The 25,392-nt window shown below is 74.1% G+C and carries 13 protein-coding genes and 1 pseudogene; 12 read left to right on the top strand and 2 right to left on the bottom strand.

The features are described 5' to 3' along the window. Positions 1 to 429 precede the first annotated feature (429 nt). From TK50_RS14880 to cysN, 12 genes are all read left to right on the top strand, one after another. Positions 430 to 8,220: a type I polyketide synthase gene (locus TK50_RS14880; RefSeq protein ID WP_082106327.1), complete on the top strand. Its 7,791-nt coding sequence runs from the start codon at positions 430 to 432 to the stop codon at positions 8,218 to 8,220. A 52-nt stretch (positions 8,221 to 8,272) separates the two neighbouring features. Continuing rightward, positions 8,273 to 13,234: a type I polyketide synthase gene (locus tag TK50_RS14875; RefSeq protein ID WP_043963277.1), complete on the top strand. Its 4,962-nt coding sequence runs from the start codon at positions 8,273 to 8,275 to the stop codon at positions 13,232 to 13,234. 80 nt (positions 13,235 to 13,314) lie between these two features. After that, on the top strand, positions 13,315 to 13,620 hold the full coding sequence (locus tag TK50_RS14870) for an acyl carrier protein (RefSeq protein ID WP_043963276.1): 306 nt from the start codon (positions 13,315 to 13,317) through the stop codon (positions 13,618 to 13,620). A 2-nt stretch (positions 13,621 to 13,622) separates the two neighbouring features. Continuing rightward, positions 13,623 to 14,447 carry an alpha/beta fold hydrolase gene (locus TK50_RS14865; protein WP_043963275.1) on the top strand — a complete coding sequence of 275 codons (825 nt, stop codon included), beginning with the start codon at positions 13,623 to 13,625 and terminating at the stop codon, positions 14,445 to 14,447. 26 nt (positions 14,448 to 14,473) lie between these two features. Further along, positions 14,474 to 15,436: a sulfotransferase gene (locus TK50_RS14860; protein WP_043963274.1), complete on the top strand. Its 963-nt coding sequence runs from the start codon at positions 14,474 to 14,476 to the stop codon at positions 15,434 to 15,436. 105 nt (positions 15,437 to 15,541) lie between these two features. Then, positions 15,542 to 17,365: a hypothetical protein gene (locus TK50_RS14855; protein ID WP_043963273.1), complete on the top strand. Its 1,824-nt coding sequence runs from the start codon at positions 15,542 to 15,544 to the stop codon at positions 17,363 to 17,365. 118 nt (positions 17,366 to 17,483) lie between these two features. Continuing rightward, positions 17,484 to 18,554: an extracellular catalytic domain type 1 short-chain-length polyhydroxyalkanoate depolymerase gene (locus TK50_RS14850; protein WP_229406966.1), complete on the top strand. Its 1,071-nt coding sequence runs from the start codon at positions 17,484 to 17,486 to the stop codon at positions 18,552 to 18,554. An 83-nt stretch (positions 18,555 to 18,637) separates the two neighbouring features. Continuing rightward, positions 18,638 to 19,816: an ABC transporter ATP-binding protein gene (locus TK50_RS14845; RefSeq protein ID WP_043963272.1), complete on the top strand. Its 1,179-nt coding sequence runs from the start codon at positions 18,638 to 18,640 to the stop codon at positions 19,814 to 19,816. Continuing rightward, positions 19,813 to 20,637 carry an ABC transporter permease gene (locus TK50_RS14840; protein ID WP_144420248.1) on the top strand — a complete coding sequence of 275 codons (825 nt, stop codon included), beginning with the start codon at positions 19,813 to 19,815 and terminating at the stop codon, positions 20,635 to 20,637. Before TK50_RS14845 ends, TK50_RS14840 begins: the two co-directional genes overlap by 4 nt. A gap of 40 nt (positions 20,638 to 20,677) precedes the next feature. Then, positions 20,678 to 21,559: a 3'(2'),5'-bisphosphate nucleotidase CysQ gene (locus TK50_RS14835; RefSeq protein ID WP_082106326.1), complete on the top strand. Its 882-nt coding sequence runs from the start codon at positions 20,678 to 20,680 to the stop codon at positions 21,557 to 21,559. Beyond that, entirely contained in the window at positions 21,556 to 22,470 is a 915-nt protein-coding gene (cysD, locus tag TK50_RS14830; protein WP_043963271.1) for a sulfate adenylyltransferase subunit CysD, read from the top strand. Before TK50_RS14835 ends, cysD begins: the two co-directional genes overlap by 4 nt. Then, the gene (gene cysN, locus TK50_RS14825) at positions 22,470 to 23,765 is read left to right on the top strand and encodes a sulfate adenylyltransferase subunit CysN (protein ID WP_043963270.1); all 1,296 of its coding nucleotides are present in this window, start codon (positions 22,470 to 22,472) and stop codon (positions 23,763 to 23,765) included. Before cysD ends, cysN begins: the two co-directional genes overlap by 1 nt. 626 nt (positions 23,766 to 24,391) lie before the next feature. On the opposite strand, the pseudogene TK50_RS34880 reads toward cysN, so the two are convergent. Next, a pseudogene (locus TK50_RS34880) lies at positions 24,392 to 24,787 on the bottom strand (T3SS (YopN, CesT) and YbjN peptide-binding chaperone 1); the annotation flags it as partial. Positions 24,788 to 24,962: 175 nt separating this feature from the next. Then, complete coding sequence (locus tag TK50_RS14815) at positions 24,963 to 25,319, bottom strand: hypothetical protein (protein WP_141722256.1); 357 nt, start codon at positions 25,317 to 25,319, stop codon at positions 24,963 to 24,965. Positions 25,320 to 25,392 lie beyond the last annotated feature (73 nt).

Here is a 25,392-nt window from a genome sequence, read left to right as displayed (position 1 = left end):
GTAATAGCGATGACGACATTGACAGGGATCGTTGAGGCAGCGCGCAACCCCTGGCAAGACCCGTTCCACATCGTGAGACAGAACGACTAAAATCACCCACAGCCAGGGAATGCTCGGAGCACGTAAAACAATTTCGTAATGAACTCGACAATCGCCGCACTGCGGCGGGCGGCACCGTTCGCACCCCCCGCCGCCCCACCTCGCGGCCATTTTGCCTGGCCACCTCGGCGGCAAATCCCGCCGCCTTAGTAGGAAATCTTCACCTCCCCGATCAGGTTGGTCAGATTTAACCGGGCCGTAACTGGGCGACGCTACGTTATGACCCAGCGCGACATTGACTGCCGCAAATTAGGGCCCGAGCGCCGGTGGTACGGCCGGCCGGTCCAGCCCGTCGCCCCGCGATCTTCTCGCGACCGAAGTGGGAGCCTGATGAGTACTGCACCGCACACGCGCGACCTGATCATGGTTGTCAACCCTGCCGGCGCACTGGAGCCCGGCCCACGGATCACCGCCGCCGCCTGCGCCGGTGGCGGGCTGGGCGTGCTCGACCTGGCCGGCGGCGACGACTGGTCGCTGCGCGCGCTGACCCAGGCCGCCTCCTGGTCCCCCGGGCCGATCGGCGTCCGGGTGCCGGCCGGCTGCCTGGCCACACCGGACGAGGTCGACCACGCCGCACGCGGGCGGGTCGACCTGGTGGTGGTCACCTCCGACAGCCCCTGGTCCCTGGCCGAGATCACCCCGAGGTACCGGGTGATCGTGGAGGTCACGAGCCGGGAGGAGGCCCGCGCCGCCGCGGCGGGCGGGGCGCACGGGCTGATCGCCCGGGGCCTGGAGGGCGGGGGCCGGGTCAGCGACCTCAGCTCCTTCGTCCTGCTCCAGCAGCTCGTCGCCGACGACACCGTCGACCTGCCGGTCTGGGTGGCCGGCGGCATCGGCCCGCGCACCGCCGGGGCCTGCCTCGTCGGCGGGGCCGCCGGCATCGTCCTGGACACCCAGCTCGCCCTGATGCCCGAGTCCGAACTGCCGGCCGACGTCAAGGCCGCGATCCGGCGCATGGACGGCTCGGAGACGGTGCTCGCCGACGGGGCCCGGGGGATGCGCCGGGGCGGCCAGCACGACGTACGGTCGGAGCTGCTGCCCATCGGTCAGGACGGCTGGCTCGCCGCCGTCTTCGCCGACCGCTGGGCCGACACCGCCAGCGCGGTGCGGGCCATGCGGGCCATCATGCTCGACGCCGCCGACGACCCCGAGGCGGGCACGCTGCTGCTGCCCGGCGCCCCGCTGGCCGAGGCGCTCGGCGTGCGGGTGCCCGTAGCCCAGGGCCCGATGACCCGGGTCAGCGACGAGGCGGGCTTCGCCGCCGCGGTCGCCGACGGCGGCGCCCTGCCCTTCATCGCACTCGCCCTGAACTCCGCGGACCAGTGCCGCCGGATGCTCACCGAGACCGCCGCGCGGCTCGGCGACCGGCCCTGGGGGGTCGGCGTGCTCGGCTTCGCCCCCGAGGAGCTGCGCGCCGCGCAGCTGGCGGTCATCCAGGAGATCCGCCCCGGCTTCGCGATCATCGCGGGCGGCCGGCCGCCGCAGGCCAAGGCGCTGGAGGAGCAGGGGATCAGCACGTTCCTGCACGTGCCCTCCCCCGGCCTGCTGCGGCAGTTCCTGCGCTCCGGGGCGAGGAAGTTCATCTTCGAGGGCGCCGAGTGCGGCGGGCACATCGGCCCCCGGTTCAGCTTCCCGCTGTGGGAGGCGCAGCTGCTGGTGCTCGAGGAGTACCTCGACGCCGAACCGGGCGCCGCCGCGCAGCTCCAGGTCTTCTTCGCCGGTGGCGTCCACGACGCCCGCTCGGCGGCGATGGTCGCCGCGATGGCCGCGCCGCTGGCGCGCCGGGGGGCCCGCATCGGCGTGCTCATGGGCACCGCGTACCTGTTCACCGCCGAGGCGGTCGAGCACGGCGCGGTCCAGCCGCTCTTCCAGCGGGAGGCGCTCACCGCCGAGCGGACCGCCCTGCTGGAGACCGCTCCGGGCCACGTCACGCGCTGCCTGCACACCCCGTTCGTCGACGACTTCCACGCGCTGCGCGCCCAGCTGGAGCAGGCCGGCGCGGAGAACCGCGAGGTGTGGGAGCAGCTCGAGTTGCTCAACGTCGGCCGGCTGCGGATCGCCAGCAAGGGCCTCAAGCGCAACGGCGAGACCATCGAGACGGTGGACGAGGGCGTCCAGGCCGCCGAGGGGCTGTTCATGGCCGGGCAGGTCGCCGTGCTGCGCGACGCCGCCACCACCGTGGCGGGCCTGCACGACGCCGTCAGCACCGAGGCCCGCGACCTGCACGCCGCCCGGCTCGACGCGCTGCGCGCCCGGTTCGCCCCGCCCGCCGAGATCGAGGAGCGCCCCGCGCCGCTGGACATCGCCATCGTCGGGATGGCCTGCATGCTGCCCGGCTCCCCCGACCTGGACAGCTTCTGGCGCACCGTGCTCACCGGCGCCGACGCGGTCACCGAGGTCCCCGCGGAGCGCTGGGACACCGACCTCTACTACGCCCCGGAGGTCGGGCCGGGCCAGACCGGCCGGATCAGCGTCTCCAAGTGGGGCGGCTTCATCGAGCCGGTGCCCTTCGACGCCATCGGCTACGGCATCCCGCCGACGGCGCTGGGCAGCATCGACCCGACCCAGCTGCTCGCCCTGGAGGTCTCGCACCGGGCCCTGCTCGACGCCGGCTACCCGCACGACGCCGCCGGGGTCGACCACTCCCGCACCGGCGTCGTCTTCGGCGCGGAGGCCGGCAGCGACATGGGCCACGCGCAGACCCTGCGCACCATGCTGCCGGCGTACCTCGGCGAGGTGCCCGACGAGATGCAGGACCTGCTGCCCACGGTCACCGAGGACAGCTTCCCCGGCGTGCTGGCCAACGTCATCGCCGGTCGGGTCGCCAACCGCCTCGACCTGGGCGGGCCGAACTACACCATCGACGCCGCCTGCGCCTCCTCGCTGGCCGCCATGGACGCCGCCTGCAAGGAACTGGTCAGCGGCGACAGCGACATGATGATCTGCGGCGGCGCCGACCTGCACAACGGCGTCAACGACTACCTGATGTTCACCTCGGCGCACGCGCTGTCCCCGACCGGCCGGTCGCGGCCCTTCGACAGCACCGGCGACGGCATCGCCCTGGGCGAGGGCGTGGCCTGCGTCGTACTCAAGCGGCTGGCCGACGCCGAGCGCGACGGCGACCGGATCTACGGCGTGATCAAGGGACTCGGCGGGGCCAGCGACGGCCGCGCCCTCGGCCTGACCGCCCCCCGCCCCGACGGTCAGCGCCGGGCGCTGGACCGCGCGTACCGCCGCAGCGGCGTCTCCCCGCGCGACGTCGGCCTGGTGGAGGCGCACGGCACCGGCACCGTCGTCGGCGACCGCACCGAGCTGGAGACCCTGACCCGGATGTTCGTCGATGCCGGCGCGGAGCCGGGCGGCTGCGCGCTCGGGTCGGTGAAGTCGCAGATCGGGCACACCAAGTGCGCCGCCGGGCTGGCCGGCGTGATCAAGGCGGCCCTGTCGCTGTACCACGGCGTCCGGCCGCCGACGATCCACCTGAAGCGCCCCAACCCGGCCTGGCACCCGCAGCAGAGCCCGTTCGCCTTCTACACCGAGGCCCGCCCCTGGCCGGCCCCCGCCGAGGAGCGGATCGCCGGGGTGAGCGCCTTCGGCTTCGGCGGCACCAACTTCCACGTCGTGCTCAGCGCCCACGCCGGAGCCCCGGAGCCCCGGCACGGCCGGCGGATCTGGCCGGCGGAGCTGTTCTGCTTCCGGGGCCTCGACCGGGCCGCGGCCCACCAGTCGGTCCGGCAGCTGCTCGACGGCCTCGCCGGCGACGCCGGGCGGGACCGCCCGGGACGCCTCGCCGAGCTGGCCGCCTCGGTGGCCGCGAAGTCCGCCGGCCGGTCCGGCCCCACCCGGGTGGCGATCGTCGCCCGGGACCTGACCGAGCTGGAGACGCTGCTGCACCGGGCGCTGGCCGGCGAGCACGACCCGGCGCGGGGCCTGGTGCAGCCGGACGAGGTCGAGCCGGTCGGGCCCGGTCAGGTCGCGTTCCTCTTCCCCGGGCAGGGCAGCCAGCGCCCCGGCGCCCTCGCGGAGATCTTCGTCGCCTTCCCGGAGCTGCGGCACTACCTCGAACTCGACCGCGACGCGGCCGAGCTGCTCTTCCCCGCCGCCGCCTTCGACCAGTCGTCGCGGCGCGAGCAGGAGGAGCGGGTCCGCGACACCCGGGTCGCCCAGCCCGTGCTGGGCATCGGCGGGCTGGCCGTCGACCACCTGCTGCGCCGCCTCGGCGTACGCCCGGACATGACCGCCGGCCACAGCTACGGCGAGCTGGTCGGGCTCTGCGTGGCCGGCGCCTTCGACGCGCCCACGCTCATGGCGCTGAGCCGGGAACGGGCGGCGTCGATCCTGGGCGCCTGCGGGGAGGACCCGGGCACCATGGCGGCCGTCAACGCCTCCGCCGACGACGTCGCCGGTGTCCTCGCCAGCGCCGGGCTGACCAGCGAGGTCGTGCTGGCCAACCGCAACTCCCCGACGCAGGTGGTGGTCTCCGGGCCGACCGCGAAGGTGCAGTCGGCGGTGGTCGCGCTCAAGGAGGCCGGGCTGTCGGCCAAGGCCCTCTCGGTCGCCTGCGCCTTCCACAGCCCCGTGGTGGCCGGCGCGGTGGAGACCTTCGCCGACGTGCTCGCCGCCCACCGGATCGCCGAGCCGCGCATCCCGGTCTGGTCCAACCTGACCGCCGCGCGCTACTCCGGCGACGCCGACCAGGTGCGCCACCACCTCGCCGAGCAGATCGGCGCCCCGGTCCGCTTCGTCGAGCAGGTCGAGGCGATGTACGCCGCCGGCGCCCGCGTGTTCGTCGAGGTGGGCCCCGGCCAGGTGCTCACCCGCCTGGTCAAGGCCGTGCTCGGCGACCGGCCGCACCGGGCGGTCGCCTGCGAGCGCGGTCCCGAGGAGGGGCTGCGCGGCTTCCTGATCTCGGTCGGGGAGCTCGCCTGCGCCGGTGTGCCGGTGCGCCCCGACTGGCTCTTCCACGGCCGGGTCGCCGCCGACGCGCCCGCCACCGCACCGACCCGTCGTCCGATCTGGACGGTCGACGGGCTGCTCGTCCGGGACCAGCACGGCAACTGTCTTCCCGGTGGCATGACCCCTCCCCGACGGATCAAGGAGTTGTCGATGACCCCAGCGAACGGTGCCGTCACCGGTACCCCCACCGGCACCGGCCCCGACGCCGGCGGCCAGGACATCCGTGGCGAGCTGCTCAACGAGTACCTGCGCGCCACCCGGGACATGATCGCCTCCCAGCGCGACGTGATGCTCGCCTTCCTCGGCGACCCCGGCAGCGGCGGCCCGGGCGGCGGCGGCCGGCTCGTCTGGCAGCCCTCCGAGGCGTACCGGGTCGAGGGCCACACGCCGGCCGCGCTGCCGCAGGCGTCGGCGGCGCCCGCCGTCGCCCCGCCGGCCGCCGCCCCCGTGCCCGCCGCCCCGCGGCCCCCGGCGACCGCGCCCACCGCGGCCCCCGTGCCGGCCGTGGCGCTGGCGACCAACGGCGGGTCGGCCCTGGCCACGACCATCGCGCCGGCGCGGCCGGTGGCCCCGGCCGTCGTCCCGGTCTCGCCCGCCGTCGGGCCCATCATCCCCGCGCCGGCCCCCGCCCCCGCTCCGGTGCCGGCCGCGGTGCCGGTGGCCACCGGGCCGAGCGTCGCCGACTTCCAGAACGCCATCCTCGCGGTGATCAGCGAGCGCACCGGCTACCCCGTCGACCTCATCGAACTCGACCTCGACCTCGAAGCCGACCTCTCCATCGACTCCATCAAGCGCGCCGAGGTCGCCGGCGAAGTCGCCCAACGCCTCGAACTCGCCGTCGAAGGCGACGAGAGCGAGCTGGAAGACCTCGTCAAGGCCCGCACCGTCCGCGCCATGGTCACCTGGCTCGACGAGAAGATGGGCTCGGCGCCCGCCGCAGCGCCGATGGCCGGGCCGGTCGTCGTCCCGCCCGCCGGCACGCCGGTCGGCGTCACCACGGCCGACTTCCAGCAGGCGATCCTGAGCGTCATCAGCGAGCGCACCGGCTACCCCGTCGACCTCATCGAACTCGACCTCGACCTCGAAGCCGACCTCTCCATCGACTCCATCAAGCGCGCCGAGGTCGCCGGCGAAGTCGCCCAACGCCTCGAACTCGCCGTCGAAGGCGACGAGTCCGAGCTGGAAGACCTCGTCAAGGCCCGCACCGTCCGCGCCATGGTCACCTGGCTCGACGAGAAGATGGGTGGCAGCGTCCACGTGTCGGTGTCCACCACCGGCCCGGTCGCCCTGCCGACCGCCCCCGCTCCCACCGCTGCCGCACCCGGGGCCTCGCTCGCCGAGTTCCAGAACGCCATCCTCACGGTGATCAGCGAGCGCACCGGCTACCCCGTCGACCTCATCGAACTCGACCTCGACCTCGAAGCCGACCTCTCCATCGACTCCATCAAGCGCGCCGAGGTCGCCGGCGAAGTCGCCCAACGCCTCGAACTCGCCGTCGAAGGCGACGAGTCCGAGCTGGAAGACCTCGTCAAGGCCCGCACCGTCCGCGCCATGGTCACCTGGCTCGACGAGAAGCTCAACGGCGCGGTCACCGCGACGGCGACCCTGACCGCCACGGCGAGCATCGCCGCCCCGCCCGCCCCCGTCCAGGCCGCCCCCGCCGTGGCCCCGGCCGCGCCGGAGCCGGCCGACGCCGGGGTCGGCGTCGGGATCGCCCCGAAGCGGCTGGTGGCGCAGGAGAGCGTCCGCACCGAGCCGGTCGGCGACCCGGCCACCGTGCTCGCCGGCACCCGGTTCCTGATCACCGGCGGCGGCGCGATCGCGGCGTACCTGGCGGAGCTGCTCGGCGAGTACGGCGCCAGCGGCCAGCTCGGCGTGCTCGACAGCCAGCAGGCCGGCGAGGGCTTCGACGGGGTGCTCGTCCTCGACGGGCTCACCAACCTCGACGAGCCGCTGCTGCCCGACGTGTTCCCGCTGCTGCAGCGGGCGCTCGCGACCGGCCCGCGCTGGCTGCTGGCCGCCGGGGCCCGCGACGCCGCCGGTGCCGCCGACGGCATGCCCGGCCTGTTCCGCACCATCGCCCGCGAGTACCCGCAGCTGACCGCCCGCTTCGTCGAGGTGGACCCGGCCGCCGCGGCGGACGTGCTCGCCCGGCAGCTGCTCGACGAGGTGCTCACCAGCAGCGACGCGCCGGTGGTGTACCGCCGGGGCGACGACCGCTACGTCGCCGACCTGGTGCCGGTGGAGCTGGGCGCGCTGGCCGCCGGCGGAGCCGGCCCGGCCGGCGACGGGGTGGCCGAGGCTGCCGCGATCGGCCTGGAGCCGGACTCGGTGATCGTCCTGATCGGCGGGGCGCGGGGCATCACCCCGTGGTTCGCCCGGACGCTCGCCTCGGCCAGCCGGTGCCGCATCGAGCTGGTCGGCCGTACCCCGCTGCCGGAGGGCCCGGAGGACCCGGCGCTGGCCGCGGCCGGCGACAAGCAGGCCCTGGTCGCGGCGCTGGCCCGGCAGGGCCTGCGCAACCCCGCCGAGATCGACCGCACCGCCCAGCGCATCCTGGCCGCCCGGGAGGTCAACGCGACCATCGCCGAGCTGACCGAGCTCGGCGGCGAGGTCCGCTACCACACCCTCGACGTCCGCGACACGGCGGCGACCCGGCACCTGCTGGGCCGCATCCACGCCGAGCACGGCCGCCTCGACGGCCTGGTGTACGCCGCCGGGATCATCGAGGACAAGCTGATCGCCGAGAAGGACCCGGCGTCGTTCACCCGGGTCTTCGACACGAAGGTCGACGGGGCGCGGGGGCTGCTGACCGCCCTGGACGAGCTGCCCGCCAAGCCGCGCTTCGTGGTCTTCTTCGGCAGCATCGCCGCCGCCTACGGCAACCGGGGGCAGGCCGACTACGCGGCGGCCAACGACGCCCTGGACACGATCGGCACCCGCTACGCGGCCCGGACCGGGGTGCGCACCGTGACCGTCCACTGGGGGCCGTGGGCGCCCGGTGCCGGCCACGGCGGCATGGTCACCGCCGAGCTGAGCCGGGAGTACGCCCGGCGCGGCATCGGCCTGATCGACCCGGAGGAGGGCGCGCTGGCCCTGCTGCGCGAGCTGGCCTGGGCCGACGCGGCGGTCACCTCGGTCGTCTACACCGCCTCGGGCTGGTGAGCGCGCCGATGCCCCGCAACGCCCCCGCCCACACCGCACGACGGAGGAACCGATGAGCAACGGCGCACCCGCGCCCGGCCAGATCGCGATCGTCGGGATGGCCGCCCTGATGCCCTCCGCCGGTGACCTGGAGAGCTACTGGCGCAACCTGATCAACGGGGTCGACGCGATCACCGACGTGCCGCCGCACCGGTGGGACGAGGAGTTCTACGACCCGGAGCAGGCACACCGGCCGGACCGGATGTACTGCAAGCGCGGCGGCTTCGTCGACGAGTTCGCCACGTTCGAGCCGCTGCGGTTCGGGGTGATGCCCGCCTCCATCGGCGACATCGAGCCGGACCAGCTCATCACGCTGGAGGTGGCCGCCGCCGCGATCGACGACGCGGGCGGCACCGACAAGCTGCCCGACGGCGAGCGCGTCGGCGTCATCCTGGGCCGGGGCGGCATCCTCAGCCCCGCCCAGGCCCGCTACGCCCAGCGGGTGCGGATGTCCAGCCAGGTCATCGGGATCCTGCGGGAGCTGATCCCGGACGTCGACCCGGCCCGGCTGGAGCTGCTGCGCAAGAAGTTCGACGAGCGGCTCGGGCCGTACCAGCCGGAGGGGACCATCGGCCTGGTGCCGAACCTGGCCGCCTCCCGGGTGGCCAACCGGCTCAACCTGCGCGGCCCCGCGTACACCATCGACGCGGCCTGCGCCTCCTCGCTGATCGCCGTGGACCAGGGCATCACGGAGCTGCTCAACGGCCGGCTCGACGCGGTGCTCGCCGGCGGCGTGCACCACGTGCACGACATCAGCTTCTGGTCGGTGTTCAACCAGCTCCGGGCGTTGTCGCGGCAGGGCGAGATCCGGCCGTTCGACGCCGCCGCCGACGGGCTGCTGATCGGCGAGGGCACCGGCGTGGTGGTGCTCAAGCGGTACGCCGACGCGGTCCGCGACGGCGACCGGATCTACGCGGTGATCCGGGGCAGCGGGGTCTCCAGCGACGGCAAGTCCGCCAGCATGTTCAACCCGGCGGTCTCCGGGCAGGTGCTGGCCATCAGGCGGGCCTGGGAGGCCGCCGGGCTCGACCCGACCGCCCCGGACGCGCTGGGGCTGCTGGAGGCGCACGGCACCGGCACCCCGACCGGGGACGCCGCCGAGCTGACCACCGTGGCCCAGGTGTTCGGCCCGTACGCCGGCGGCCCCCGCCCGGTCATCGGGTCGGTCAAGTCGATGATCGGGCACACCATGCCGGCCGCCGGCGTCGCCGGCCTGATCAAGGCCGCGATGGCGGTGTACCGGGGCGTGCTGCCGCCCACCCTGCACTGCGAGTCCCCCCGGGCGGAGATGGCGGCGACCCGGTTCGCCCCGATCGCCACCGCGCAGCCCTGGGAGAGCGACGGGCCGCGCCGGGCCGGGGTCAACGCGTTCGGCTTCGGCGGGATCAACGCCCACCTGGTCATCGAGCAGGCGCCCGCGTCGGCCGGCGAGCCGCTCGTCGGGTTCACCGCGCCGGCCGCCGGCACCGGGGCGGTCACCGTCGACGAGGCCGACCAGGTGCTGTGGCTGGCCGCGTCGAGCCCGGCCGGGCTCGCCGAGCTGCTGGACCGCGACGACGAGACGGTACGCCGCCTCGGCGCCGACCTGGCCGCACGCTCGGGCGGCGACGCGCCGGGGCGGGCCCGCCTCGGCATCGTCAACCCCACCGACAAGCTGCTCGCCGTGGCCCGCAAGACGGTGGCCCGGGGGCAGGCGTGGCGGGGCGGGCGGGACATCTGGTTCAGCCCGCAGCCGCTGCTGGCCGACGGGGCGGGCAAGCTCGCGTTCGTCTTCCCCGGCCTGGAGGCGGAGTTCTCGCCGCGCACCACCGACCTGGCCGCCCACTTCGGGCTCCCCGACCGGGAGTGGTCCGCCGCCGACCTGGGCCGGCACGGCGCCGGCCTGATCGAGGTCGGCAAGCTGTTCAACGAGGCGCTGGAGCGCATCAACGTGCGCCCGGACGCGGTCGCCGGGCACAGCATCGGCGAGTGGACCGCCGCCGCCGTCAGCGGCCAGATCAGCACCGCCGCGATGGACGAGTTCCTGGAGCTGTTCAACGCCGACTCGGTGGAGGTCTCCGGGTACGTCTTCGCGGCCGTCGGCGCGGGCGCCGACCGGGTCACCCCGCTGCTCGGTGACTTCCCGGGGGTGGTGCTCTCGCACGACAACGCACCGGCCCAGTCGGTGGTGAACGGGCCGGAGACCCAGGTGGACCGCCTGGTGGAGGCGCTGCGGGGCCGCAACATCCTGTGCCAGAAGCTGCCGTTCCGCTCGGCGTTCCACACCCCCGCGTTCGCCGAGGGGCTGACCTCGATCGGCGCGGCGCTGGGCCGGTGGCAGGTGCACCCGACCCGGATGCCGGTGTGGTCGGCGACCCTGCACGCGCCGTTCCCGCCCGACGAGGACCAGGTCAACCACATCTTCGTCCGGCACATGATGGAGCCGGTCTGGTTCCGGCAGACCGTCGAGGCCATGTACGCCGACGGGTTCCGGGTCTTCCTCCAGGTCGGCGCGGGGCAGCTCGCCTCGCTGATCGGCGACAACCTGCGCGGGCGCGACCACCTCGCGATGCCGGTGAACACGGCGCACCGCACCGGGCTGAACCAGCTCCGCCGCGTCGCCACCGCACTGTGGGTGGAGGGGGCCGCCCCGGACCTGCGGGCCCTGACGACCCCGGCGCGTCCCGCGCCGGCCGCCCCGGCGAGCACCGCCCCGGCGAAGCCCGCCAGCAGCACCACCGGTCGGCGTGGTCCCCGGATGAAGCTCGACCTCGGCGGTCCCCTGGTCCGCCTCGGCGCGGACGCGGCCGGCCTGCTCGGGCTGGACGCCATGCCGGGCGCGACCGCCGCGCCGGCACCGGTGCGGCCCGCCGGCAACGGGGCGTCCGCCGCCCGGCCGGCGCTGGGCAACGGCACGGGCCCACGCCCGGCCGCCGGCAACGGCATGCCGGCCGCCCCGGTCGCCGCGCCGGCCCGCGCCACCGGCACCGGCACCCCGGCGGCACCGGTCGCCCGTCCCGCAACAGGCAGCGGCGCACCGGCGGCCACGCCCGCCCGCGCCGCCGCCCCGGCGGCACCGCAGCCGGTCGTACCCCAGGCCAGCGCCGCGCAGCAGGCCGGCGCCGCGCTGTCGAAGGAGGCCAGCGCCGCGGTGACCGCGGTGAGCCGGCTCGCCGGGCAGTCCAGCGCGGCGGCCGAGCTCGCGGCCCTGCTCCAGGACACCGCGCAGAGCGCGGCCAGCGTGCTGGCCGCGACCGGCGGCACCCTGGCCCCGGCCCGCCCGGCGCCGGCCGGCGGACCGGTCCGGTCCCAGCCGCCGCGACCCACCGTCGCGCCGGCCGCGCCCCGCAGCACGGCCCCGGTCGCGCCCCGCACGCCCCCCACCCCGGTCGTGCGCCCCGGCGTCAATCCCGGCGAGATCGGCCGGATCACCCTGCGGGTCTCCCTGGAGACCATGCCGTACCTGCTGGACCACTGCTTCTTCGTGCAGCCGGACGACTGGCCGGACCCGGAGGACCGGTGGCCGGTGGTGCCCGCGACCGCCCTGGTCGCGCACATGATGGACGCGGTGGAGCAGCTGCTGCCCGGCACCCGGGTGGTCCAGGTGCACGACGCCAAGTTCAACAAGTGGCTGATCGCCGAGCCGGCCACGGACGTCGAGATCGTGGTGAAGGCCGCCGGACCGAACCTGTACTCGGTCGTCTTCGCCGGCTACGCCCGGGCCACGATCGAGGTCGGCACCGCGTACCCGGCACCGCCGGAGGTCTGGACGCACGACCCGGCCACCGAGCGCCCGCCCACCCTCGGCGCCGCCGAGATGTACGCGGAGCGGCTGATGTTCCACGGGCCGCAGTTCCAGGGCGTGACCGAGGTCCACGCGCTCGGCGACATGCACGTGCGGGGCATCGTCACCGCCCCGGTGCCGCCCGGCGCGCTGCTGGACAACGCGTTGCAGCTCATCGGCAACTGGCTGATCACCACCCAGCCGTTCCGGACGGTGGCCCTGCCGGTGGGGCTGGGCCGGGTGCGGTTCTTCGGGCCGCCCCCGCCGGCCGGCCGGGCGTTCGTCTGCGTCGCCCGGGTGCAGTCCATCGACGACGGCAAGCTCGTCGCCGACACCCAGCTCAGCTACCAGGGGCGGGTGTGGGCGCAGATCGAGGGGGCCGTCGACCGCCGGTTCGACAGCCACCCGCAGGCCCGCGTCGCGGAGCGCTTCCCCGAGCGGTACCCGATGTCGCACTTCCAGCCGGAGGGCTGGACGATGGCCTTCGACTGCTGGACCGACCTGGTCACCCGGGGCATGGCGGCCCGGGGCATCCTCGGCGGCGCGGCCTACGCCGAGTACGAGCGGCACCCGGCCAAGACCCGCAAGCAGTGGATGCTCGGCCGGATCGCGGCCAAGGACGCGGTGCGGTCCCGGCTGTGGGAGCAGGGCCACACCGACATCTACCCGATCGAGCTGACCGTCGGCAACGACCCCGACGGGCGGCCGTGGGTGCGCGGTCGGCCCGGCCGCGGCCTCGACGACTGCGACGTATCGCTGGCGCACTGCGCCGAGATCGGGGTGGCGATCGCCCGGTTGCGTCCCGCCGGTTCGCCGGCCGCGACGCCGGGCGTCGGCATCGACGTCGCCGAGGTCACCGACCACCCGGACAGCACGTTCGGCTTCGCCCTCACCGACGGCGAGGCGGCGCTGCTGGCGTCGCTGGCCGGCGGGGACGCCGCCGCACGCCGGCTGTGGTTCACCCGGTTCTGGGCGGCGAAGGAGGCCGTCGGCAAGGCGGAGGGCACAGGGCTGGACGGCAAGCCGCGCATGTTCCAGGTGCGCGAGGCCGCCGACGCCGTGCTGACCGTCGAGGTCGCCGGACGCGGCTACCGGGTCGGCTACCGGGAGGTCGACAACCCCGAGGACCTGCCGCCCCGGCGCTACGTCGTCGCCTGGACCTGGGGCCCGGAGCCGGCCCCCGCCACCCCGCCCGGGGTGTCCCGACCGTGAACGACCGACCGGGCCGGCCGACCGGCCGGCCCACCCCGACAGCAGGTCACCCCACCGGAACAGTAGAAGGAGCAACCATCATGGCCGCGGCCCAGGACAGCATCCTCGCCGACCTCACCGAGATGATCAACGCCGTACTGGGCGACTTCGCGACCGACCAGGTCATCACCATGGACACCACGTTCCGCGACGACCTGGGCATGGAGAGCATCGACGTCGTCTCGCTCGCCGGCCGGCTGCAGGCCCGCTACGGCGACACCGTCAACTTCGCCCACTTCGTGGCGAAGCTGGACCTGGAGACGGTGGGCGAGCTGCGGGTCGGTCAGCTCGTCGACCACATCGCCACCTCCCTGGAGGGCGACGGGGTCCCGGCGGGCAGCCGGTGACGATGGTCAAGGCGAACGGGATCACGCTGCACGTGCAGCGGCTCGATCCCGCCGGTCCGGCCCCCGCGGGCCGGACCGGGCCGACGCCGACGGCGGTGCTGATCCACGGCATGGCCTCGGACACCATGGCGAGCTGGTACTTCACCATGGCCGAGCCGCTGACCCGGGCCGGCTTCCCGACCGTCCTGTACGACCTGCGCGGCCACGGCCGCAGCGACCGCCCGGCCACCGGGTACGCCCTCGACGACTTCGTCGACGACCTGGCGGCGCTGCTGGTCGAGCTGGACGTCACGGGGCCGCTGCTGCTGTTCGGCAACTCCTTCGGCGGGACGATCGCCTTCGGCTACGCCGCGCGCCACCCGGACCGGGTGGCCGGCATCGTGGCCGTGGAGTCGTCCCCGCCGACGCCGGAGTGGATGGGCCGGGTGCGGATGCGGCTGGAGCGGGTCGCCGCCCGGCTTCCCCGCGAGGGGGCGCTGGCCGAGATCGGCGCGGCCCGGGGGCGCATCGCCGCCCGCCGGGCCGCCGACACCGGCCGGATGCTCGCCGAGACCACCATGACGGCGGAGCTGCCGGCGAGCCGGCTGCCGGCGGGCGACGCGCTCGCCGCGATCGCCTGCCCGGTGCTGTGCCTCTACGGCGGCGACTCGGCGGTGGGCGAGCTGGCCCCGGCCGTACGCGGGCTGCTGCCGCAGACCCGGGTCGTCGTCCTGCCCGACGAGAAGCACTCCGTCCTGATCGACCGGCCCGACTCGGTACGCCGGCACGTCCTCGCCTGGCTGGGCGAGGAGTGCGGGCTCGACGTGGCCCCACCCGTCACCACATGACAGCGCGACTTCCAGGAGGAATCCCGATGGACACCCCGATCACGGGTCGGTCGATCATCATCAGCAACGGACGCTGCGGCTCGACGCTGCTGTCCGACCTGATCCACGAGGAGCCCGACACGCTGTCGGCCCAGGAGTTCTTCATGTCGGTGACGCCGTGGGCGCGCAGCGCCGAGGTGATCACCGGCGCGGAGTACTGGGCGGTGCTGGCCAGCCCCAAGCCGGAGCTGGCCACGCTGTTCCGGATCGGGCTGCCGCCCAAGGAGGTCCGGTACCCGGCCACGGGCCGCTGGGCCGGCCGGATGACGGAGCTGCCCCGGATCCTGGCGATCACCCTGTCGAAGCTCACCGACGACCCGGACACCCTGTTCGACCAGCTCGCCGAGCGGGTCCCGAGCTTCGGCACCCAGTCGGTGGCCCGCCACCACAGCGACTTCCTGGACCTGCTGGCCACGCTCACCGGCAAGACGCGCTGGGTGGAGCGCTCCGGCGGCTCCAGCCACCTGGCGCCGCACCTGCTCAAGGGCTTCCCGGACTGCAAGATCGTCTATCTGACCCGGAACCGCGAGGACACGGCGAAGTCGATGAGCCGGCACTCGTCGTTCCAGCTTATCCAGCTGCGGGTGGAGTTCCTGGGCCGCTGCGGCCTGGACCCGTTCCGGGTCACCGACGCCGACGACGTGCCGGCGGACCTCCAGCCGTTCCTGCCGCACCGGCTGACCGCCGAGGCGCTGCGCGAGCGCGGCGAGGACATGCGCCGCTACCTCGGGTTGTGCGCGTTCATGACCAGCCAGGCCGACCAGGCGCTGGCCGACGTGCCGCCGGAGCACCTGCTGCGGATGCGCTACGAGGACCTGGTCGCCGACCCGGTCGGCGAGCTGACGCAGCTCGGCGAGTACCTGGAGTTCCCCGAGGCCGCGCAGTGGGCCGAGCGGGTCGCCGGGCGGGTCGTCGCCCCGGCCCGCAAGCCCGCGCCCGCCGCCGCCTGACCCGCCCCACCCCACACCGCACCCCGTTCTCCTGCGCGCCGCGGCCCGGACCGCCGGGCCCGGCCGCCGGTGTCCCACCCTTTTTGCTGGAAAGAGAGGCAGTTGGTGAATCCACTCCGGATCTCCACTCGGCGGCTGTTAGCCGCCGTTGCCGTGCTCGGGCTCGGGCCCGTGCTGGCGGTTCCCTCGGCGGCGCTCGCCGCGCCGCTCGACGCCGCCGGGGCGGCCGGCGGCCAGCCGCCGACCACGCAGCTCCTCGCGAAGGCCCCGCCGGACGAGTGCTTCGCCGGGATCGGGCAGCCGTACCCGGCTGGTCCGCCCTGCGCCACGGGGCAGGCGAAGGTCAACCAGGCGTACCTGTGGGGGATGACCCGCGCCGGCCGGACGCTGTTCTTCGGCACCGGAGCGAACGTCAACTGCCTCACCAGCGGTCGGACGCTGGAGAACACCGTGCCCACGCAGAACGCCGACTGGGTCTGCGAGTACGGCGAGAGCCAGATCGCCAAGCGCAACCCCCAGTTGCCGGTCAAGCTGGGCGACCACCGCATCCCGCGGCTGTACACGTACGACACCAAGTCGAACCAGCTCACCGAGAAGACCGACGTGGTGAAGGCCGCCTCGCCCGACGACGCGACCCGGCTGCAGAACACTGTCGGCATCCGGGCCGCCGGCAACTACGGCGGCGTGGCCCTGCTGGGCGGACCGGCGCTGGGCGAGAGCATCAACCTCTTCGCCTTCGACACCGACACCGGTGCGTACCTGGGCTCGCACAACTTCACCTCGTACGGCAACATCCGGCACTTCACCGTGGCCGACGGCGCGCTGTACGCGGGCGTGGGCGTGGGCAACAACGGCGGCAACCGCGGCCACGTGCTGCGGTGGATGGGCAGCAAGACCGACCCGTTCAACTTCGCCCAGGTGGCGACCCTGCCCGCGCAGGCCGCCGACCTGACCGTCCACGAGGGCCGGATCTTCGTCACCACCTGGCCGGGCTCGGACAACGAGCTCGGCGGCGAGGCCGCGCCGGCCCCGGTGCCGGCGAGCATCGCCTCGGTGTGGATGAGCCCGAAGCTCTCCGACGGCGCGCCGGGGCTCACCCCGGACGACGACGCCGCCTGGCAGCAGGTGTGGAACGTGGCCAGCTACGAGCCGGACGCGGTGGTCGCCCGCAGCTACGGCCTGGGCGGCCTGGCCTCCTACGGCGGCTACCTGTACTGGGGCACCATGCACGTGCCGATGAAGGCCACCAGCCTGCACCTGAGCATCTACCCGCCGGTGGACGAGGCCGGGATCACCGCGACGGCCCAGAACACACAGCGGGCGATCAGCATCTACCGGGGCAAGGGCTTCGGCTCGTCGAAGCAGAAGGTGGACCTGCTCTACGGCTCGACCGAGCTGCCCGCGTTCGACCCGGAGGCCAACGGCGGGGTCGGAGCGTGGACGACGAAGTCGACCAACTACACGCCGAAGTACGGCCCCGCCGGCTTCGGCAACCCGTACAACAACTACACCTGGAAGATGGCGGTCGCCGGCGGCAAGCTCTACGTCGGCACCATGGACTGGAGCTACCTGGCCAAGGAGTTCGGCCAGCAGACCGCCGCCCAGCTCGGCCTGTCGCCGCAGATGGGTGACGTGCTGGCCAAGGCCCCGGCCGTGGCGGCGGCGCCGGCCGGAGCGCGGGCCACCGCCGAGATCCCCGAGGCGGTGTACGGCGGTGACCTGTACGCGTTCCCGTCGACGAAGAAGGCGGCGACGACGATCAGCGACACCGGGGTGGGCAACTACCTGAACTACGGGGTGCGCAACATGGTGGTCGACGGTTCGACCATCTACCTGGGCATGGCGAACCCGATGAACCTGCGTACCGACCCGAACGACGACGTTCCCGAGGGCGGTTGGGAGCTGATCAAGCTCAAGGCCGGCTGCTGATCTCCGTGCCGCCGGCCCGGCGTCCCCTCCTGCGCCGGGCCGGCGGCCGGCAGCCCTTGCCGAACCCTGGCCCGTTCCTGACATTCCTCGAACATTCGCGGGCGAAAGTGTTCATATGATGACTTTTTCCGATTTTCGCCCTGCCGTCGGGGCTCCCGGCGGTCGGTCACGCCGGTCGCCCTCCCCCGCCGCCACCCGCCTCGCCGGGGCGCTCGCGCTCCTCGTCGGGCTGACCCTGCTCGCCGGCTGCACCCGGGGCGGCGGCGGGGCCGACGACGGCGGGCCGGGCGCCGGCCCCGCCTCCGACGGCGCGTCGGCGGCGGACGTGCCCGTCGGCTCCTCCGAGCGCACCCTGACCGTCGACGGGCGGGACCGCACCTACCGGCTCTACCGGCCCGCCTCGGCGAAGCTGACCGACCCGGTCCCGCTCGTGGTCATGCTGCACGGCGCGGCCGGCACCGGCGAACAGGCCGAGGAGGCGTACGGCTGGACGGAGGAGGCCGACCGCAAGGGCTTCGTGGTCGTCTTCCCCGACGGCATCAACCGTGCCTGGGCGGTCGGGCCCGAGTGCTGCGGCGCGCCCGCCCGCGAGGGCGTCGACGACGTCAAGTTCATCACGGAGCTGGTCCGCACCGTCGGCGAGACCGTCCCGGTCGACCCCGCCCGCACGTACGTCTCCGGGATCTCCAACGGCGGGCTGCTCGCGTTCCGGCTGGTCTGCGACACCACGGTCTTCGCCGCCGTCGGCGCGGTGGCGACCACGCTCACCGGGCAGTGCGCCGACCCGAAGCCGGTGTCGGTGCTGCACATCCAGGGCAAGCTCGACAAGACCATGCCCTACGGCGGCGGCCCCGGCCGGCGCGACAACGGCGGCACCGGCCGCAACCCGGTGAAGATCGACGGCCCGCCCGCCCCCGAGCTGGCCGCCCGGTGGCGCGCCGTCGACGACTGCGGCGAGCCGAAGACCACCACCGAGGGCCCGGTCGTGCGCACCGCCGCGACCTGCCCCGAGGGGCGCGGCGTCGAGCTGATCACCATCACCGACGCCGGCCACCAGTGGCCCGGCGGCAAGCCCAACCCGCCCCGCGCGCAGCGGCTGCTCAACCTCGACCCGCCCTCCACCGCGCTGAACGCCACCGAGACCATCTGGCAGTTCTTCAGCGCCCACCCCAAGCCCGCCGGCGGCTGACCGCCGCACCGCGCCGTCCGCCGCCGGCACCCCTCGTGCCGGCGGCGGACGGCGGCACCCCGCACCCCCAGACAGGAGAGCAGATGCCCAGCAGAGACGGGCCGGCCGTGGTCGAGGTCGCCGACCTCGTCAAGCGCTACCCCCGCAGCGACACCAACGCCGTGGACGGGCTGTCGTTCACCGTCGCGCCGGGCGAGATCTTCGGGCTGTTCGGGCCCAACGGCGCCGGCAAGTCCACCACCGTCGGCATCCTCACCACCCGGCTGCGGGCCACCGGCGGCCGGGTGATGGTCGGCGGCGTCGACGTCGGGCGCGACCCGGCGGCCGCCCGCGCCCAACTGGCCGTCGTGCCCCAGCACAACAACCTGGACCGTGCCCTGACCCCCCGGCAGAACCTGGTCTACCACGCGACCTACCACGGGCTGCCCCGGCGGGAGGCCGAGAGCCGGGCCGGGGAGCTGCTGGAACGCTTCGGTCTCACCGAGCGGGCCGACCGGCGCATCGAGGCGTACTCCGGCGGGATGGCCCAGCGGCTGATGATCGCCCGGGCGCTCACCCACGACCCGATGGTGCTCTTCCTCGACGAGCCGACCAACGCCCTCGACCCGCAGACCCGGCTGCTGATCTGGGGCCAGATCCGCCAACTGCGCGAGCGCGGCGTCGCGATCGTGCTCACCACCCACGCGATGAACGAGGCGACCCGGATCGTCGACCGGGTCGGCATCGTCGACCACGGCCGGCTGCTCACCCTCGACACCCCGGACAACCTGGTCCGGGGCCTGGCCGGCGACGCGCTGCTCGACCTCACGCTCACCCCGGCCCCCGGCGACGACCCGGAGGCGCTGTGCGCCGCGCTGGGCGAGCTGGACGGCGTACGCAAGGCGGAGCGGCTCGCGTCGCCCACCGTGCCGGCCGGTCTGCGGCCCGGCGCGGGGCTGCCCGGCGGGGCCGGCGGCGGCGCGGCGCTGGCCGCCCTGGCCGCGCGGGCCGGCGGCGGGGCGCGGCCCGGTGGCGGCGGCCTGGCCGCCCTGGCCGGCGCGGGCCTGCTCGGGCGCGGCGGCGCGGCGGGCCGCAACGGCGGGGGCCCGGCCGGTCGTGGCCGGCTGCGCGTGCGCCTGCACCTGGCCACCGACCCCGCCGCGCTGCTCGGCGCGGCGGTCACCGTGCTCACCGCGCGGTCGGCGGCGCTCAACGCCATCGACATCGGGGAGCCGAGCCTGGAGGACGTCTTCATCGAACTGACCGGAAGGGAACCACGGTGACCGCTGTAGACACGCCGACCCCGCTGCGACCGGCGGTCACCCCGCGCGCCCGGCCCGGCGCCGGCCGGGTGTTCGCCGCCGTGCTGCGCCGCGACCTCATGGTCACCGGCCGCGAACTGTGGGTCATCCTGGTGCAGGTCGGGCTGACGCCGCTGTTCATGCTCTTCGTGTTCGACACGATCCTCGGCGGGCAGGGCATCGTCGGGCGCAACTTCGCCGACCTCTTCCTGCCCGGCATCATCGCGCTGGCCGCCCTCACCACCGCGCTGCAGAGCGTGGCCCTGCCGCTGGTGAAGGAGTTCGGCTTCACCATGGAGATCGAGGACCGGCTGATGGCCCCGCTGCCGACCAGCCTCGTCGCGATCGGCAAGCTGGTCATCGCCACCGTCCGGGGGCTGCTCGCCGCCCTGCTGATCTATCCGCTCGGCGCCCTGGTGGTCGGCTCGGCCCCGTGGCGGCCGGAAGGGCTGCCCCTGGCGTTCGTGGTGGCGCTGCTCGGCGCATGGATCGGCGGGGCCATCGGGATGAGCCTGGCCACCACCCTGCCGGTGCAGCGGATCAACGTCACCTTCTCGGTGATCCTCACCCCGATCATCTGGACCGGCTGCATCCACTACCCCTGGCCGAGGCTGTCGCTGCCCTGGTACCAGGTGGTCACCGCGCTCAACCCGATGACGTACGTCTCGGAGGGGGTGCGCGGCGCGCTGCTGCCCGAGGTGCCGCACATCCCGGCGTGGGTGTGCCTGAGCGTGCTCACCGGGGTGGCCGTGGCGCTGACCTGGCTCAGCGTCCGCTGCTTCAGTCGACGGGCGGTCCAATGACCGCCCGGGCGTTTCCCACCGGCCCCTGCGAGGAGCTGCCATGCCGCCCCTGACCCCTCCGGAAACCGACGCGGGCCTCGCCCGCCGGCTCGCGGCCCACGCCGGCGAGCTGCTGCTGCGGGTACGCTCCGCGCACGGCCACGGTGACCCGGCCGCGCTGAAGGCCGCCGGTGACCGGGCCTCCCACGACCTCCTGCTCGCCGAGCTGGCGACCCACCGCCCGGACGACGCGGTCCTGTCCGAGGAGGACAAGGACTCCCGCGTCGTCGGAAGCGTCGACGCCGGCGGCCGGCTCACCGCCGACCGGGTGTGGATCATCGACCCGTTGGACGGGACCCGGGAGTTCTCCGAGGAGGGCCGTTCGGACTGGGCGGTGCACGTGGCGCTGTGGGCGCGTACGGCGTCGACGCCGCACCGCCTGGTGGCGGGGGCCGTCGGCCTGCCCGCGCAGGGGCGGGTGCTGGTGACCGACGACCCGCCGGCCCCGCCGGCACCGTCCGCCGGCCCCGGCGCGCCGCTGCGGCTGGCGGCCAGCCGCAGCCGTCCCCCGGCCTTCCTGGCAGAACTGGCCGCCGAGATCGGCGCCGAGCTGGTGCCGATGGGCTCGGCGGGGGCGAAGATCGCCGCTGTGGTGACGGGTGAGGTCGACGCGTACGTCCACGCGGGCGGCCAGTACGAGTGGGACTCCGCCGCCCCGGTGGCCGTGGCCACCGCCGCCGGGTTCCACGCGTCGCGCGTCGATAGTTCCCCGCTGACCTACAACCAGGCTGACCCGCGCCTGCCCGACCTGCTGGTGTGCCGTCAGGAGCTCGCCGCGCCGCTGCTCGCCGCCCTCGCGCGGCAGCTCTCCGGCGCGGCGGCCCCCGGCTCCGGCGTCCCCTCGACCGGAGGCGTCCCCTCGACCGGAAAGGACACGCGATGAGCAGCGGATCGGCTGCGTACCAGGTCTCCCAGCTCGACGAGTTGGAGGCGGAGAGCATCTTCGTGATGCGTGAGGTGGTTGCGGAGATGGAGCGGCCGGTGCTGCTCTTCTCGGGTGGTAAGGATTCGATCGTGATGTTGCGGTTGGCGCAGAAGGCGTTTGCGCCGGCGAGTGTGCCGTTTCCGGTGATGCATGTGGATACGGGGCACAACTTTCCCGAGGTGTTGGAGTATCGGGATCGTCGGGTGTCGGAGTTGGGGTTGCAGTTGATCGTGGCGTCGGTGCCGGAGGCGTTGGCGCGGGGGTTGGTGCGGGAGTCCGGGGACGGGATGCGTAACCGGATCCAGACGCCGGTGTTGTTGGACGCGGTGGAGAAGCACCGGTTCGATGCCCTGTTCGGTGGGGCGCGTCGGGATGAGGAGAAGGCGCGGGCGAAGGAGCGGGTGTTCTCGTTCCGGGACGAGTTCGGGCAGTGGGATCCGAAGAACCAGCGGCCGGAGTTGTGGTCGTTGTACAACGGTCGGCATCATCCGGGTGAGTCGATCCGGGTGTTCCCGTTGTCGAACTGGACCGAGTTGGATGTGTGGCACTACATCGCCCGGGAGCGGATTCCGTTGCCGTCGATCTATTTCGCGCACGAGCGTGAGGTGGTGCAGCGGGACGGGATGTTGTATGCGGTGAACGAGTTCTTCACCCCGAGGGCGGGTGAGGAACGGTTCGTGGAGGTGGTGCGGTACCGGACGGTGGGTGACGCCTCGTGCACGGCGGCGGTGCGGTCGGATGCCGACACGGTGGCGGCGGTGATCGAGGAGGTGGCCGCGACGCGGATCACCGAGCGGGGCGCGACGCGGGGCGACGACCGGGTCAGCGAGGCCGCGATGGAGGACCGTAAGCGGGAGGGGTACTTCTGATGAGCATCGACATGGCGCCGGTCGAGGTGGAGACGCGGCCGATGGATCTGTTGCGGTTCGCCACGGCCGGGAGCGTGGACGACGGTAAGTCGACGTTGATCGGCCGGCTGTTGTATGACACGAAGTCGTTGTTCACCGATCAGTTGGCGGCGGTGGAGGCCGTCAGTGCGGCGCGGGGGGACGAGTACACGAACCTGGCGTTGTTGACCGACGGGTTGCGGGCGGAGCGGGAGCAGGGCATCACGATCGACGTGGCGTACCGGTACTTCGCGACGCCGCGGCGGAAGTTCATCATCGCGGACACGCCGGGGCACATCCAGTACACGCGGAACATGGTGACGGGGGCGTCGACGGCGGACCTGGCGTTGATCCTGGTGGACGCGCGTAAGGGCCTGGTGGAGCAGTCGCGGCGGCACGCGTTCCTGTGTTCGTTGTTGCGGGTGCCGCATCTGGTGTTGTGTGTGAACAAGATGGACCTGGTCGACTTCGACCGGGAGGTGTTCGAGGCGATCGCGGACGAGTTCACGGCGTTCGCGGCGAAGCTGGACGTGCCGGACCTGACGGTGGTGCCGGTGTCGGCGTTGCAGGGTGACAACATCGTGTCCCGGTCGGAGAACATGCCGTGGTACGAGGGTCCGTCGTTGTTGCACCATCTGGAGCGGGTGCACATCGCCTCGGACCGGAACCTGCAGGACGTCCGGTTCCCGGTGCAGTACGTGATCCGGCCGCAGTCCACCACGGTGACCGACTACCGGGGGTATGCCGGTCAGGTCGCCTCGGGCGTGTTGAAGGCCGGTGACGAGGTGATGGTGCTGCCGTCGGGGTTCACCTCGCGTATCGCGGCGGTGGAGACCGCCGACGGGCCGGTCGAGGAGGCGTTCCCCCCGATGTCGGTCACCGTGCGCCTGGAAGACGAGATCGACATCTCCCGCGGGGACATGATCTGCCGCCCCCACAACGCCCCGACCGTCGCGCAGGACATCGAGGCGATGGTCTGCTGGATGGACGAGACCCGACCGTTGACCGTCGGCGGCCGCTACGCCATCAAGCACACCACCCGCAGCGCGCGGGCCATCGTGCGGGGCCTGCACTACCGCCTCGACATCAACTCCCTGCACCGCGACGAAACCGCCACCGACCTCAAACTCAACGAGATCGGCCGGATCCGCATCCGCACCACCGTTCCGCTGCTCGTCGACGACTACCACCGCAACCGCACGACGGGAGGCTTCGTGATCATCGACGAGGCCACCAACCGCACGGTGGGCGCGGGCATGGTCGTGCAGCGCGACTGACGTCGCGCCGCGAAGAGGATCGGGGGTCGGCGTTCGCCGGCCCCCGATCGTCGTGTGCGCCGGCGGCATCGTCGGGCACGCCACCGCGATCGTCGGGCACGCCGCCGGCAGGTTCGTGCACGTCGCGCCGCGATCGTGGGCGCAGCGGCCAGCTAGGCCCCGCGCCCCGGCGGGTCGACCCGGGCCGCCCAGCGGCGCAGCAGGTCGATGCCCTCGTCGAGCTGCCCGCGCTCGGTCAGCAGCGTGATCAGCAGCGGCAGGGACCGCCGGTTGCCCTGCTCGACGGAGCGGCGCAGCAGGTCGATCGCCTCGTCCGGGCGGCCACCTGCGGCCAGCAGGGCCGCCAACTCGTCGTGCGCCCCGGGATCGCCGAGGTCGGCGGCCACGCGCCAGTAGCGTTCGGCCTCCTCGGCCTGGCCCCGCTCGGCCAGCAGCGCCGCCAACCGGGCGGCGGCGTGCCCGTCGCCGTGGTCGGCGCGCAGCCGCAGCTCGTCGGTGTGCCCACGGTCGGCCAGCAGGTCGACCAGGACGCTGCCCGCCCCCCGCGCCCCGGAGGCCCCCGAGTCGGCGAGGTCGCGCAGGTAGCCGGTCGGGTCGGGCACCGGGGTCAGCCCGGTCGCCTCCGACCCGAAGAACCGGCTGCCGCCGAACTCCAGGCGCAGCCGGTCGTCGAGGTCGTCGGCCAGGGCGATCATTCCGCGTACGGCCAGCAGCAGGTGGGTGGGGACGAAGTCCTGCCCGAAGACGGGGATGGAGGCCCAGACCGTGCCGCCGGTGCAGTAGACCCGGCCGACGACCAGCCCGTTGGTCAGGTCGGAGAGGCGCTGGTAGAGCGTCTCGGTCGGCTCGACGCCGGTGAGCAGCGGCGAGAAGACGTCCACCAGGGGCGGGTCGTCCTGGACGCGTACGAAGATCATGGCGGAGCCGGCGCGGATGCCCACGTCGCCGTCGGCGTCGACCCGCAGCTGGTCGGCGGTCACGCCCAGGACGGCGGCCAGGATTCCCTTCACCCGCTCGGTGAGCTTGCCGCCCTCGGCGTGCGCGTCCCCGAACGCGGACGGCGGCGGGCGGCGCGGGCCGGCGACCGGCCGCGCGGCCAGCGCGGCGGCCAACCTGGTGCGCCCGGGAACGGGTGCGGCGGTCGTGGTCGTCGCCGGCCGGGCGGCCAGCGCGGCGACCCACCGCTGCCACCGGCTGTCACGCGCCGTCATCGTGGTCACCGTCCGGTGTGTCGGCGGGCGGTTCGGCCGGCGGTTCCACCCGGACCTGGTCGAACATCTTGGCGATCACCAGCGGCGCGGCCACCCCGAAGGTGAAGCTGGCGAACGCCGTGTCGGCCAGGCCACCCGCGCCGGCCGCGGCGGCCAGGCCGGTCCCCGCCGCCGCCCGCAGCAGGACGGCGAAGACGACGATCGGCCGGTCCCGCCGGTCCCGCCACGGCCACTGCCACCGGCCCCCGGACTCGCTGGTCGGGCGCATCATGGCGGAGAGATTCAGTGCCTCCGCGACGGCGCTGCCGACCATTCCCCACATCGCGGCCATCCATAGAGACACGTCCCAACCCTAGCGATCGAGGGAGCCGCCACCGGCACCGCCCCACGCGTGGGTGGCGACGCCACTGCCCACG

This window comes from Micromonospora haikouensis (assembly GCF_000876225.1).
In the GTDB taxonomy this organism is placed as follows: domain Bacteria; phylum Actinomycetota; class Actinomycetes; order Mycobacteriales; family Micromonosporaceae; genus Micromonospora; species Micromonospora haikouensis.
Note: the sequence above shows the minus strand (reverse complement) of the source record. Positions and strands in the feature narration are given on the sequence as shown.